General features: G+C 69.2%; 10 protein-coding genes. 4 read left to right on the top strand and 6 right to left on the bottom strand.

What is annotated here, in order from left to right; genetic code table 11:
• Nucleotides 1–165 precede the first annotated feature (165 nt).
• Nucleotides 166–1,632: a CCA tRNA nucleotidyltransferase gene (locus C593_RS0104445; RefSeq protein WP_078521170.1), complete on the top strand. Its 1,467-nt coding sequence runs from the start codon at nt 166–168 to the stop codon at nt 1,630–1,632.
• A 111-nt stretch (nt 1,633–1,743) separates the two neighbouring features.
• Here C593_RS0104445 and C593_RS0104450 read toward each other — a convergent pair whose 3' ends face one another.
• The 3 genes from C593_RS0104450 to C593_RS0104460 all read right to left on the bottom strand — a co-directional run bounded on the left by C593_RS0104450 (nt 1,744) and on the right by C593_RS0104460 (nt 4,940).
• Nucleotides 1,744–3,006 carry an MFS transporter gene (locus tag C593_RS0104450; protein WP_018846110.1) on the bottom strand — a complete coding sequence of 421 codons (1,263 nt, stop codon included), beginning with the start codon at nt 3,004–3,006 and terminating at the stop codon, nt 1,744–1,746.
• Nucleotides 3,007–3,081: 75 nt separating this feature from the next.
• Nucleotides 3,082–4,164, bottom strand: coding sequence for an inositol-3-phosphate synthase (locus C593_RS0104455; RefSeq protein ID WP_018846111.1), 1,083 nt, complete (start codon nt 4,162–4,164; stop codon nt 3,082–3,084).
• 59 nt (nt 4,165–4,223) lie between these two features.
• Nucleotides 4,224–4,940, bottom strand: a complete 717-nt coding sequence (locus tag C593_RS0104460) for a helix-turn-helix transcriptional regulator (RefSeq protein WP_018846112.1) — start codon at nt 4,938–4,940, stop codon at nt 4,224–4,226.
• Between the two features lie 372 nt (nt 4,941–5,312).
• Here C593_RS0104460 and C593_RS0104470 point away from each other — a divergent pair, with 372 nt between their 5' ends.
• Nucleotides 5,313–8,045, top strand: a complete 2,733-nt coding sequence (locus C593_RS0104470) for a transglycosylase domain-containing protein (RefSeq protein ID WP_026277342.1) — start codon at nt 5,313–5,315, stop codon at nt 8,043–8,045.
• Between the two features lie 186 nt (nt 8,046–8,231).
• On the top strand, nt 8,232–9,803 hold the full coding sequence (locus C593_RS0104475) for a glycosyltransferase 87 family protein (RefSeq protein WP_018846115.1): 1,572 nt from the start codon (nt 8,232–8,234) through the stop codon (nt 9,801–9,803).
• 73 nt (nt 9,804–9,876) lie between these two features.
• Here C593_RS0104475 and C593_RS0104480 read toward each other — a convergent pair whose 3' ends face one another.
• From C593_RS0104480 to C593_RS0104490, 3 genes are all read right to left on the bottom strand, one after another.
• Nucleotides 9,877–10,908, bottom strand: coding sequence for an alanine racemase (locus C593_RS0104480; protein WP_018846116.1), 1,032 nt, complete (start codon nt 10,906–10,908; stop codon nt 9,877–9,879).
• Nucleotides 10,909–10,994: 86 nt separating this feature from the next.
• Nucleotides 10,995–12,113 carry a peptidoglycan bridge formation glycyltransferase FemA/FemB family protein gene (locus C593_RS0104485; RefSeq protein WP_018846117.1) on the bottom strand — a complete coding sequence of 373 codons (1,119 nt, stop codon included), beginning with the start codon at nt 12,111–12,113 and terminating at the stop codon, nt 10,995–10,997.
• Between the two features lie 169 nt (nt 12,114–12,282).
• The gene (locus tag C593_RS0104490) at nt 12,283–12,624 is read right to left on the bottom strand and encodes a hypothetical protein (RefSeq protein WP_051093614.1); all 342 of its coding nucleotides are present in this window, start codon (nt 12,622–12,624) and stop codon (nt 12,283–12,285) included.
• A gap of 279 nt (nt 12,625–12,903) precedes the next feature.
• On the opposite strand from C593_RS0104490, the gene rpsF reads away from it, so the two are divergent.
• Nucleotides 12,904–13,194, top strand: a complete 291-nt coding sequence (rpsF, locus tag C593_RS0104495; protein WP_004950685.1) for a 30S ribosomal protein S6 — start codon at nt 12,904–12,906, stop codon at nt 13,192–13,194.
• Nucleotides 13,195–13,244 lie beyond the last annotated feature (50 nt).

A 13,244-nucleotide genomic window follows, 5' to 3' on the forward strand; every position in this document is an offset into this window, starting at 1 on the left:
ACTGGTGGTCGTTCTGTGGGTCTCTCGTTCGTGCGTCCACGCATGGTAACGAGACCCGCTGTGCCGAAGTGCCGCGGAGGGACCCACAAGATCGCGTGAGAACCGGGACGGGGTCCTGGAAACCGAGGCGCCCCGTGGTGGCGCGGCCACGTACCCTTTCCTGCTGTGCCGAACGCCAATGAAGACAGCCCCACTGCCCTGAGCCAGGTGCAACACCGCGCCGTGAGCGAACTGCTGCGGGTTTCGCCCGTCGCCGACGACCTGGCCCGCCGTTTCGAGGGGGCCGGCCACCGGCTCGCTCTCGTCGGCGGCTCGGTACGCGACGCGCTTCTCGGGCGGCTCGGGAACGATCTCGACTTCACCACGGACGCCCGGCCCGAGGACGTGCTCAAAATCATGCGCCCCTGGGCCGACTCCGTATGGGACGTCGGTATCGCCTTCGGCACGGTCGGGGCGCAGAAGGAGAGCGGTGCCGGGGAGGAGGCTCAGCGCTTCCAGATCGAGGTCACCACCTACCGCTCGGAGGCGTACGACCGGACCTCGCGGAAGCCCGAGGTCTCCTACGGCCACTCCATCGAGGAAGACCTCGTCCGCCGTGACTTCACCGTGAACGCCATGGCCGTGGCCCTCCCGGAGAAGGAGTTCATCGACCCCCACAAGGGACTGGAGGACCTCGCCGCCCGGGTCCTGCGCACTCCCGGCACCCCCGAGGACTCGTTCTCCGACGACCCGCTGCGGATGCTGCGCGCCGCCCGCTTCGCCGCCCAGCTGGACTTCGAGGTGGCTCCCGAGGTCGTGGCCGCGATGACCGCCATGGCCGAGCGTATCGAGATCGTGTCGGCAGAGCGGGTGCGGGACGAGCTGAACAAGCTGCTTCTGTCGGCGCACCCCCGCAAGGGCCTGGCACTGCTGGTCGAGACCGGCCTCGCCGCGCATGTCCTCCCGGAGCTCCCTGCGCTGCGCCTGGAGAGCGACGAGCACCACCGTCACAAGGATGTGTACGAGCACTCACTCACCGTGCTGGAGCAGGCGATCGACCTGGAGGAGGACGGGCCCGATCTCGTGCTGCGCCTGGCCGCGCTGCTCCACGACATCGGGAAGCCCCGGACGCGGCGGTTCGAGAAGGACGGGCGGGTCTCCTTCCACCACCACGAGGTCGTCGGCGCCAAGATGACCAAGAAGCGGATGGCCGCACTGAAGTACTCGAACGAGCTGGTCAAGGACGTCTCGCGGCTGGTCGAGCTGCATCTGCGGTTCCACGGTTACGGCACCGGCGAGTGGACCGACTCCGCGGTGCGCCGGTATGTGCGGGACGCGGGACCGTTGCTGACACGGCTCCACAAGCTGACCCGCTCCGACTGCACGACCCGGAACAGGAAGAAGGCGGCGGCGCTCTCCAGGGCCTACGACGGCCTGGAGGAGCGCATCGCCCAGCTTCAGGAGCAGGAGGAGCTGGACGCGATCCGGCCGGACCTCGACGGCAACCAGATTCAGGAGGTGCTGGGAGTCGGGCCCGGCCCGGTCATCGGCAAGGCGTACGCCTTCCTCCTCGATCTGCGGCTGGAGAACGGCCCGATGGAGCACGATGCGGCGGTCGCAGCGCTCAAGGAGTGGTGGGCGACGCAGGGCTGAGCACCGCACCGGAGGTGTGTTTCACGTGAAACACACCTCCGGTGCGGAAGCAGGTGACAGTGAACAGGGGCGGTGTTTCACGTGAAACACCGCCCCTTCGCCTTTCTGCTCTCACCCCGGAGCAGGGCGGCGTCTCAGGAGCGCTGCCGCCACTGCCGCATAGAGGACCGCCACGGCGGTGATCAGTGCGGCGGACCGGCCGTCCGGCGGCAGCATCAGTGCGGCCACCCCGGCCGCTCCCACGAACGCCACATTGAAGAGCATGTCGTAGAGGGAGAAGACCCGGCCGCGGAAGGCGTCGTCCACCGAGGTCTGCACCACGGTGTCCGTCGCGATCTTGGCGCCCTGGGTGACGAGACCGAGGACGAAGGCCGCGGCCAGCATCGGCGCGGGAGCGAAGGGCAGACCGAGGGCCGGCACCAGGACGGCCGCCGCGCCCGAGCCCGCTGCCATCCAGCCGTACTGCCCAAGCCTGCCGATGGCCCAGGGGGAGATCAGTGCGGCGGCGAAGAAGCCCGCGCCCGAGATGCCCACGGCCAGCCCGAGGAGCGCGAGCCCGTCCGCTTCGGAGTCGGACCAGGCGTACCGGCAGAGCATCAGGACCGTCACGGTGAGCGCGCCGTAGCAGAAGCGGAGCAGCGCCATCGCGGCCAGCGCGTCCGCCGCGAGCCGCCGCGAACGGAGATGCCTCAGGCCGTCCAGCAGACCCCGGGCGGTGGAGGCGAGAGCCTTGGACAGCCGCGGCTGGACCAGATCCGGGTCGGGCCCCAGAAGCTCACGTCCCATGCGCAGGGAGGCGGCGGCAGCACAGAGGTAGAGGGCCGCGCCCAGCAGGACCACGACGGCGTCGGAGTCCGAGAGGGCGAACCGCACCAGGAAGGCCAGACCACCGCCGGCCGTGGCGGCCAGGGTCCCTGCGGTCGGCGAGAGCGAGTTCGCCACCACCAGGCGCTCCTCGTCGACCACGCGGGGGAGGGCGGCGGAGAGCCCGGCCAGTACGAAGCGGTTGACGGCGGTGACGGAGAGGGCGGAGGCGTAGAAGAGCCAGTCCGGGGCGGCCGCCAGAACGAGCAGGGCCGTCCCGCAGGCCAGGACGGCGCGCAGCACATTGCCGTAGAAGAGCACCTGACGGCGGCGCCAGCGGTCGAGCAGGACGCCGGCGAACGGGCCCACGAGGGAGTAGGGCAGCAGCAGGACTGCCATGGCGGACGCGATCGCCGCGGGCGAGGTCTGCCGCTCCGGGGAGAACACCACGTAGGTCGCGAGGGCCACCTGGTAGACGCCGTCGGCCGACTGCGACAGCAGCCGCACCGCCAGGAGGCGGCGGAAGCCGCTCAGGCGCAGGAGTACGCGCAGATCACGTACGGCAGACATGCGAGCTAGCGTCACATACGAGGAGGGTCCCCGGGGCAGCGACCCGGGGACCCTCCTCGATGGCAGGGGCAGCGATCAGCGCTCGACCTCGCCCTTGATGAACTTCTCGACGTTCTCACGAGCCTCGTCGTCGAAGTACTGCACCGGCGGGGACTTCATGAAGTACGAGGAGGCCGAGAGGATCGGGCCGCCGATGCCGCGGTCCTTGGCGATCTTCGCGGCGCGCAGGGCGTCGATGATGACACCCGCCGAGTTCGGGGAGTCCCACACCTCGAGCTTGTACTCCAGGTTCAGCGGGACGTCACCGAAGGCACGGCCCTCGAGGCGCACGTACGCCCACTTGCGGTCGTCGAGCCAGGCGACGTAGTCCGAGGGGCCGATGTGGACGTTCTTCTCGCCCAGCTCACGGTCGGGGATCTGCGAGGTGACGGCCTGCGTCTTCGAGATCTTCTTGGACTCCAGGCGCTCGCGCTCGAGCATGTTCTTGAAGTCCATGTTGCCGCCGACGTTGAGCTGCATCGTGCGGTCCAGGATGACACCCCGGTCCTCGAACAGCTTGGCCATCACGCGGTGGGTGATGGTGGCGCCGACCTGGGACTTGATGTCGTCACCGACGATCGGGACACCGGCCTCGGTGAACTTGTCCGCCCACTCCTTGGTACCGGCGATGAAGACCGGGAGGGCGTTGACGAAGCCGACCTTGGCGTCGATGGCGCACTGCGCGTAGAACTTCGCAGCGTCCTCGGAGCCGACCGGCAGGTAGCAGACCAGGACGTCGACCTGCTTGTCCTTGAGGACCTGGACGATGTCGACCGGCTCCTCGGCGGATTCCTCGATGGTCTGGCGGTAGTACTTGCCCAGGCCGTCCAGGGTGTGGCCGCGCTGCACGGTGACGCCGGTGGACGGCACGTCGCAGATCTTGATGGTGTTGTTCTCGCTGGCGCCGATGGCGTCCGCCAGGTCGAGGCCGACCTTCTTGGCGTCCACGTCGAAGGCGGCGACGAACTCGACGTCACGGACGTGGTAGTCGCCGAACTGGACGTGCATCAGACCCGGCACCTTGCCGGCCGGGTCGGCGTCCTTGTAGTACTCGACGCCCTGCACCAGCGAGGCGGCGCAGTTGCCCACGCCGACGATGGCTACGCGAACCGAACCCATTCCGGTTGCTCCCTGTGTGATCTCGGTGTTCCGGATGAAACCCTGCGGAGCGCAGGGCCTCACTTGGCGGTGTCGTCGGACGGATCCGGCGGAGTAGGGCCGCCGGGGGGTGTCCCCCCGGAAGGTCCGGGCTCCGTGTGCCGGGGCAGGCCGTCCGTCGCTCCAGATGTGTTGTCGTGCTGAGCGGTGCTCTCGGAAGAGGGTCGTCGCTGATCCCGCCCCGCCCGCTCGCTCTCGATGAGCTCGTTCAGCCAGCGCACTTCGCGCTCCACGGACTCCATGCCGTGGCGCTGTAGTTCGAGCGTGTAGTCGTCGAGGCGCTCGCGGGTGCGGGCGAGAGAGGCCCGCATCTTCTCCAGGCGCTCCTCCAGCCGGCTGCGGCGCCCCTCCAGGACCCGCATCCGCACCTCGCGCTCCGTCTGGCCGAAGAAGGCGAAACGGGCCGCGAAGTGCTCGTCCTCCCAGGTGTCGGGGCCGGTGTGGGAGAGCAGCTCCTCGAAGTGCTCCTTACCTTCGGCCGTCAACCGGTAGACGATCTTCGCGCGGCGCCCCGCCAGGGAGGCGGCGAGGGCGTCCTCGGGTGCGCTTCCCGGCTCCTCGATCAACCAGCCGTTGGCGACCAGCGTCTTGAGGCAGGGATAGAGGGTGCCGTAGCTGAAGGCCCGGAAGATCCCCAGCGAGGTGTTGAGCCGCTTGCGCAGCTCGTACCCGTGCATCGGTGCTTCGCGGAGCAGGCCGAGCACAGCGAATTCGAGGATGCCCGAGCGCCTGCTCATCGCCGCCTCCTTCGCTGTGCCGTGCCGTTGTCTCGCCGCGATGTGTCGTGCTGATGTATCGACTCGATACATCAGCACGATAGAGCCGCGTGCCTGCTGCGACAAGTGGGGTCATCGTGAACGGCGTCACATCGTCAATTCACCGTCACTGAGTTGCCGGAAATGGGGTGAACTTCGGCCCTAGGCGGGTTTTGACCGTGCGTAGTCTGTGCGGCATGCAGACCACCGGGAACCATGTGACGCCCCCGAGCGTCATCGCCGTGGATGCGCAGCGGATGAGCTCTACCCAGAGCTCGTCCGTATCCATTTCGGGGGGACCGGAACTCACCTGCCGCTTCCAGGCGTCTCGCCTGCCCGAGGAGTAGTCGTTCGATGAGCGAGCACCGTCGCAAACCGCCCCAGTCGCAGGGTGGCGGACGCGCCGCGGCCCGTCGCGCCGCCCAGCAGCCGGGCCGTCGCGGAGCATCAGGCCGGGATGCCGCACCGGCCTCCCCCACCGCCTCGCACGGCGAGGAGCGCCCCTACGGGGGCCGTGCCGAGGCGCGTCGTGCCGCCCAGCGCGGCGGCCGCCGGCGCACCGAGGAGGGGGCGGGCGCGGGCCGCGCCGCCAGGCGGGCCGGTGCGGCCGGGGCGGCGGCAGGCCGTCCGGGCAAGAATCGGATGATCGACTATCCGCGCCACGACAAGGACGGGTGGCGCCGGTGGGTGCCGTCCTGGAAGCTCGCGGCGGGCCTGGTCATCGCCCTCTTCGGCAGCATGATGACGGCGGCGACGATCGCCTACGCGATGGTCGGTGTGCCCGATCCCGCCAAGACCGCGACGGCCCAGAACAACGTCTACTACTGGAAAGACGGCTCTCAGATGGCCGCGACCGGTGGGGAGATCAACCGGCAGATCATCCCCATCGACCAGATTCCGCTGGTGATGCAGAACGCGGTGATCTCGGCCGAGAACAAGACCTTCAAGGAAGACTCCGGCATCGACCCGATGGGTATCGGCCGGGCCCTGTTCAACATGGCCCGCGGGCAGCAGACCCAGGGCGGATCCACGATCACCCAGCAGTACGTGAAGAACGCGCGGCTCGACAACCAGGACCAGACCCTGAGCCGCAAGTTCAAGGAGCTCTTCATCTCCGTCAAGATCGACAACGAGATGGAGAAGGACGAGATCATGGAGGGTTACCTCAACACCTCCTACTACGGGCGGGGCGCCTACGGCATCCAGGCAGCCGCCCGCACGTACTACGGCAAGGACGCCAACAAGCTCAACGCCAGTGAGTCCGCCGTGCTCGCCTCCCTCCTCAAGGGCGCGACGTACTACGACCCGGCGGGCAACCCCTCGATCGACCCCGAGGCCTCCGCGGCCAAGAACCGCGAGCGGGCCGAGAAGCGCTGGCGGTGGATCCTCGACGAGATGGTCAAGGACAAGCACCTCACCGCCGAGGAGCGGGCGACCTTCACCACGTTCCCCATGCCGGATCCGCCGAAGAAGAACGCGCAGCTCAGCGGCCAGATCGGCTACCTCGTGGACCTGGCCAAGGCCAACTTCGTCAACAACGCCGAGGGCTACACGGCCGAGGACCTCGCCCAGGGCGGCTTCGAGATCCACACGACCTTCGACAAGAAGAAGGTCCAGCTTCTCGAGAAGACCATCAAGAAGATCCAGGACAAGCACATCGACCCCGAGAAGCGCCCCGACACGGACACCCACGTCCAGTTCGGCGGCGCCTCGGTCGAGCCCGAGACTGGCAAGATCGTCGCGATCTACGGCGGCACCGACGCCACCAAGCACTTCACCAACAACGCCGACGCGACGGGCGCCCAGGTCGGATCGACCTTCAAGCCCTTCGTGCTCGCCGCGGCCATGCGCGACGGCGTCCGTGACCCCGAGGGCGCGGAGGAGCAGAGCCAGGCCGACCGCCGCATCGTGGACCCGGACAAGAGCCGTTACAGCGGCAAGAACAAGCTCAAGATCAAGAACTACGACGGCAGTGTCTGGCACAACGAGGAGGGGAAGGAGTGGGAGCAGGTCAACGACGACGACGCCAGCTACGGCGACATCAGCCTGCGCAAGGCCATGATCCACTCCGCCAACTCGCCCTATGTGCAGCTCGGCATGGACGTCGGCATCCCGCAGGTCCGTGATGCGGCGATCGACGCGGGCCTGCTGAAGTCAAGTCTCGTGGAGGGCAACGTCCCGTCGTTCTCCCTGGGCATCTCCACCCCCAGCGCCATCCGGATGGCGGGCGCCTACGGCACCTTCGCCGCCGAGGGCGAGCAGCGCGACCCCTACTCGGTGACCAAGGTCCTGCTCGAGGGCAAGAAGATCTACGAGCACGAGGACACCGCCAAGCGTGCCTTCAGCCGTGCCGTCGCCACCAATGTGACCGATGTGCTCACGGACGTCGTCGAGAAGGGCACCGGCAAGAACGCCCGGCTCCCGGGCCGCCCCGTCGCCGGCAAGACCGGTACCACCGACGGCAACAAGCAGGCGTGGTTCGTGGGCTACACCCCGCAGCTCTCGACCGCGATCGACATGTTCCGCCTCGACGACAACGAGAAGAACAAGAACCGCAAGTTCGAGGACATGTTCGGCACGGGTGCCCAGCCCAAGATCCACGGTTCGTCGTTCCCCTCCGAGATCTGGCACGACTACATGTCCGCCGCCCTCAAGGGCGAGAAGGTCATCGAGTTCCCCGAGCCGGAGGACCTGGGCGGCGAGGCCGTCTGGGGCGGTGGCGCGATCAGCCCGGCGCCGTCGCCGAGTATCACGCCCTCGGAGAAGCCGTCCGAGACGCCCTCGGAGAAGCCGTCCGAGACGCCGTCGACGTCGCCTTCCCCGTCCGAGTCCTGCAACCCGTGGGAGGACTGGACCTGCGACCCGACCGCCGGCACCGGCAACAACGGTGGCGGGAACATCGGCGGGAACAACGGCGGGGCCAACAACGGCGGCACCGACGAGGGAGCGAGCAACGGCGGTCCGACGGTGAGTCCCCCGCCCGGTACGGACAGCGGCGGCACCGACAGCAACGGTGGCGGCGGCAACGGCGGCAACGGCGGGAACAACGGCGGTGGCGGGTTCATCGGAGGCTCCGACGGAACCTAGGAGGTGCCCGGCCCTGATCCGACAGACCCCTCCTGGCGCCTGACCGCACCCGGTGCCGGACCACCGCGTACGGCATCCGACCCACCGCGCGGCTCACGGGCCGCCGCATCCGGACCCCACGGCACCCGCCGGCCGGATGCGGCGGCCCGCGCCGTGTCCGCAGGCCCTTACGGCAGGATGTGCACCATGCCCAGCCCAGAAGAGACGAGCGCCTACGAGGACCGCCCCGCCGGCCGGCCCGCGCGCCGCGACCGTACGGACGTCGTCGCCCCCACCCGGCGCGACAGGATCGCCGCGGCGGGCAGCGAACTGATCGGCGGGCCCATCGGTAGCAGGGCGCTGGGCGGACAGGGCGGCCGGCTCACCCCGGTGGCCGTCGTCGCACTCACCGCGATCGGCATGTTCGCGCTCGGCATGGTGCAGAAGCTGCCCTGCTACAACTGGGCCTGGTTCCGGGGCAGCAGCTCCCAGTACACCCACGCCTGCTACTCCGACATCCCCCACCTCTACCTGGGGCGGGGCTTCTCCGAGGGCCTGACCCCCTACTTCGACCGGCTGCCCGGCGACATGCAGTACCTGGAGTATCCGGTGCTGACCGGGCTCTTCATGCAGGTCGCGTCGTGGTTCAGCGAGGTCGGCTTCTGGCTGGGCATCTCCGACGGCGACCTGGTGCAGCAGGAGCAGCTCTACTGGCTGGTGAACGCAGGCATGCTACTGGCCTGCACGGCGGTGATCGCCGCCTGCGTCGCCCGCACCCAGCGGCACCGCCCCTGGGACGGTCTGCTCCTCGCCCTCGCGCCCGCCTTCGCGCTCACGGCCACCATCAACTGGGACCTGTTCGCCGTGGCGCTCGCCGCCGCCGCGATGCTGATGTGGTCCCGGGGACGGCCGCTCGCGTTCGGCATCCTGATCGGCCTGGCGACGGCTGCCAAGCTCTACCCGGTCTTCCTGCTGGCCCCGCTGCTTCCGCTCTGCCTGCGCACCGGGAAGTGGCGGGAGTTCATCACGGCGAGCCTGGGGGCGGCCGGTGCGTGGCTGGTCGTGAACCTGCCCGTGATGGTGTTCGCCCCCGAGGGCTGGAAGAAGTTCTACACCTTCAGCCAGGAGCGCCAGATCGACTTCGGGTCGTTCTGGCTGGTCATCACCCAGCGCACCGGCGAGGGCATCGCCGTGGAGACCGTCAACGACACGGCCCTCGTGCTGGTCGCCCTGGCCTTCGTCGCCCTCTGCGTGCTGACCGTGCGGGCGCCGCGCCGTCCCCGGTACGCGCAGCTCGCCTTCCTCCTGGTCGCCGCGTTCATCCTGACCAACAAGGTCTACTCGCCGCAGTACGTGCTCTGGCTGATCCCGCTGGCGGTGCTGGCGCGGCCGCGCTGGCGGGACTTCCTGATCTGGCAGGCGTGCGAGGTCATGTACTTCCTGGGGATCTGGATGTACCTCGCGTACACGACCAGTGAGAAGCAGCAGGGGCTGCCGGCCGAGGGCTATCAGCTCGCCATCGCCCTGCACCTCCTCGGCACGCTCTACCTGTGCGCCGTGATCGTGCGGGACATCCTGCGGCCCGAGCGGGACGTGGTCCGCCAGGACGGCTCCGACGATCCTGCGGGCGGTGTCCTCGACGGCGCCCCGGACGTGTTCGTCCTCGGCGGGGCGCGGCGGCGTCCGGACGAGGCGGCCGGGGCGGCGGAGGAGCCGCGGGCGGGCCGGGGCGCGGAGCCGGCCAGCGGGGCGGAGAAGGCGCCGCAGCCGGCCGGCTGAACGGACCGGCCCCCGGCGGACGCGCGATGCGTCAGCCGGGGGCCGGGGAGTCCCGCGGTGCCACCGGCACCGGTCAGTGGTCCACCAGGCGGTCGAACTGCGTGGTGGTGTGCCGCAGATGGGCGACGAGCTCGTCCCCGACCTTCGGCTCCTGCGCGTCGGCGGGCACGAAGAGGATCGACACCTGCATGTGCGGCGGCTCGGCGAACCAGCGCTGCTTGCCGGCCCACACGAACGGGGACAGGTTGCGGTTCACCGTGGCCAGCCCGGCCCGGGCCACGCCCTTGGCGCGCGGCATCACGCCGTGCAGGGCTTTCGGCGCCTCCAGGCCCACACCGTGCGAGGTCCCGCCCGCCACGACGACCAGCCAGCCGTCCGAGGCCGCCTTCTGCTGGCGGTAGCCGAACCGGTCGCCCTTGGACACATGGGTCACGTCCAGTACGGCGCCCCGGTACTCCGTTGCCTCGTGGTCGCCCAGCCAGAGGCGGGTGCCGATGCGGGCGCGGAACCGGGTCTGCGGGAACTGCTGCTGCAGCCGCGCCTGTTCGTCCGCGCGCAGATGGCTCACGAACATGGTGTGCAGCGGGAGCCGGGCGGCCCGCAGCCGGTCCATCCAGGCGATGACCTCCTCGACCGCGTCCGAGCCGTCGGTGCGGTCCAGCGGCAGGTGGAGCGCGAAGCCCTCCAGCCGGACATCCTCTATGGCGGCGTGCAGCTGCCCGAGCTCGTGCTCGCCGACGCCATGGCGCTTCATCGAGCTCATGCACTCGATGACCACCCGGGCGCCGACGAGGGCGTGCACACCGTCGACGGAGGAGACGGAGCGGACAACCCGGTCCGGCAGCGGCACCGGCTCCTCGCCCCGGCGGAACGGGGTGAGGACGAGCAGGTCGCCGCCGAACCAGTCCTTGATCCGCGCGGCTTCGTACGTCGTGCCGACGGCCAGCATGTCGGAGCCGAAGCGGGCCGCCTCCTCGGACAGCCGCTCGTGACCGAAGCCGTATCCGTTGCCCTTGCAGACGGGGACGAGGCCGGGGAACTGGTCGATCACCGACTTCTGGTGTGCCCGCCAGCGCGCGGTGTCTACGTAGAGGGAGAGCGCCATGGCAGGCCCGGACCCTTTCTGGTGGCTGCGGAGTTCGGATGGTGGTGCGGGTGGTGCGTGCTGTCCGGGGGGAGTGCCCCGGACGGTCAGCGCCGCGACATGTAGATGTCGAGCGCCTTGTGCAGCAGCTTGTTGAGCGGGAAGTCCCACTCGCCGACGTACTCGACGGCCTCGCCGCCCGTGCCGACCTTGAACTGGATCAGGCCGAAGAGGTGGTCCGTCTCGTCGAGGGAGTCGCTGATGCCCCTCAGGTCGTACACCGTGGCGCCCATCGCGTAGGCGTCGCGCAGCATCCGCCACTGCATGGCGTTCGACGGGCGGACCTCGCGGCCGATGTTGTCGGAGGCGCCGTAGGAGTACCAGACATGGCCGCCGACGACGAGCATGGTGGCCGCCGACAGGTTCACCCCGTTGTGGCGGGCGAAGTAGAGCCGCATGCGGTTGGGGTCCTCGTTGTTGAGGACGGTCCACATGCGCTGGAAGTACGAGAGCGGGCGGGGGCGGAAGCGGTCGCGCTCGGCGGTGATCTCGTAGAGCCGCTGCCACTCCTCCAGGTCCTCGTAACGGCCCTGGACGACCTCGACGCCGGCCTTCTCCGCCTTCTTGATGTTCCGGCGCCACAACTGGTTGAAGCCCTTGAGGACGTCGTCGAGCGACCGGTTGGCCAGCGGCACCTGGTAGACGTAGCGCGGCTGCACGTCACCGAAGCCGGCGCCGCCGTCCTCGCCCTGCTGCCAGCCCATCTTCCGCAGGCGGTCGGCCACTTCGAAGGCGCGCGGCTCGATGTGGGTCGCCTCGACGTCCCGCAGCCGCTTCACGTCCGGGTCCTGGATGCCCGCCTTGATCGCGGGGGCGTCCCACCGGCGGATGACGACCGGCGGACCCATCTTGACGGAGAACGCACCCTGCTTCTTCAGGTGGGCCAGCATCGGCTGCAGCCACTCGTCCAGGTTGGGGGCGTACCAGTTGATGACCGGGCCCTCGGGGAGGTACGCGAGGTAGCGCTTGACCTTGGGGAGCTGGCGGTACAGGACCAGGCCCGCGCCGACGAGTTCGCCGTTCCTGTCGAACCAGCCCAGGCTCTCCGAGCGCCACTCGGTCTTCACATCCGCCCACGCCGGGACCTGGCAGTGGCTCGCCGAGGGCAGGGTCTGGATGTACGCCAGATGCTGCTCACGGCTGATGGTCCTCAGGGTCAGGCTCATGCGGGGCGCTCCTCGGCAGGTGTGTCCCCATGGGTTCAGGGGCTCCGGCTCTCGCGCCGAAGCCTACTGCGCCCGGACGGACCTCCGAATGTCTGTGCACAGGAGCAGCGCGGCCCTTGCCCCCACCCGGGTGGGGGCAAGGGCCGCGCCGGAGCGGAGCGGGTGTCCCTCAGCCGAGTACGCCGCCGAAGAGTCCGCCGTGGGCCATGCCGAGGAAGAAGCCGACCGCGGAGGCCCCCAGGCCGATGATCAGCAGGAACCGCTCGCGCGTGGTGACCGAGATGAACTGCCCGTACCCGCCGGTGAGGATGCCGACGAGTCCCGCCCAGGAACTCAGCAGGTGGAGGTGGTGCCACATCGCCGTGATGAACGCGACGGCGCCGAGCACCAGTGTCGCGGCCATCAGGGAGTCCTGGAGGGGGTGGGGCTTGCCGTCCGTGGCGAGGAGCGAACCGGAGGACGGCCGCCGCGTCGCGGTGGTGGAGGACTGGCGTCGCATTGCATGTGCCATGAGGCACCTCCTGGCTGAGCCGGAAGGCGGCGCATCGTAGCGCCGCGCGCACCCGATGTGTACAGGTTGCGGCCATTCGCACCCGGATTTCAACCGGAAGCCGGTTGCCGGTACGCTGGTCCGTCTGCACCGGTGTCTGTTCCGGGCCGGAAGCCGTCCCTCACGATCCGCAGGATCCGCACGGGACTGTCAGTGGCCCCGGATACCGTTGCGCACGCATCACGACCCTCCTGCCACGGAACGACCGTGGCCGCTGAGTCCAAAGGAGGTGGGTTCCACATGCGTCACTACGAGGTGATGGTCATCCTCGACCCCGATCTCGAGGAGCGCGCTGTCTCCCCGCTGATCGAGAACTTCCTCTCCGTCGTCCGTGAGGGCAACGGAAAGGTGGAGAAGGTCGACACCTGGGGCCGTCGTCGTCTCGCTTACGAGATCAAGAAGAAGCCCGAGGGCATCTACTCGGTCATCGACCTGCAGGCCGAGCCTGCGGTCGTCAAGGAGCTCGACCGCCAGATGAACCTGAACGAGTCGGTCCTCCGGACCAAGGTCCTCCGTCCCGAGACCCACTGAGCGTCTAGCTCAGAGGTCATCGGGTCCGAGTAGCAGCAAGCAGCCAGAAG

The organism is Streptomyces sp. CNT372 (assembly GCF_000377145.1).

Excerpts from the sequence above, each read along its gene's own strand:
- C593_RS0104450 (WP_018846110.1), bottom strand. The coding sequence starts at position 3,006 with ATGTCTGCCGTACGTGATCTGCGCGTACTCCTGCGCCTGAGCGGCTTC.
- C593_RS0104455 (WP_018846111.1), bottom strand. The coding sequence starts at position 4,164 with ATGGGTTCGGTTCGCGTAGCCATCGTCGGCGTGGGCAACTGCGCCGCC.
- C593_RS0104460 (WP_018846112.1), bottom strand. The coding sequence starts at position 4,940 with ATGAGCAGGCGCTCGGGCATCCTCGAATTCGCTGTGCTCGGCCTGCTC.
- C593_RS0104470 (WP_026277342.1), top strand. The coding sequence starts at position 5,313 with ATGAGCGAGCACCGTCGCAAACCGCCCCAGTCGCAGGGTGGCGGACGC.
- C593_RS0104475 (WP_018846115.1), top strand. The coding sequence starts at position 8,232 with ATGCCCAGCCCAGAAGAGACGAGCGCCTACGAGGACCGCCCCGCCGGC.
- C593_RS0104480 (WP_018846116.1), bottom strand. The coding sequence starts at position 10,908 with ATGGCGCTCTCCCTCTACGTAGACACCGCGCGCTGGCGGGCACACCAG.
- C593_RS0104485 (WP_018846117.1), bottom strand. The coding sequence starts at position 12,113 with ATGAGCCTGACCCTGAGGACCATCAGCCGTGAGCAGCATCTGGCGTAC.
- C593_RS0104490 (WP_051093614.1), bottom strand. The coding sequence starts at position 12,624 with ATGGCACATGCAATGCGACGCCAGTCCTCCACCACCGCGACGCGGCGG.
- rpsF (WP_004950685.1), top strand. The coding sequence starts at position 12,904 with ATGCGTCACTACGAGGTGATGGTCATCCTCGACCCCGATCTCGAGGAG.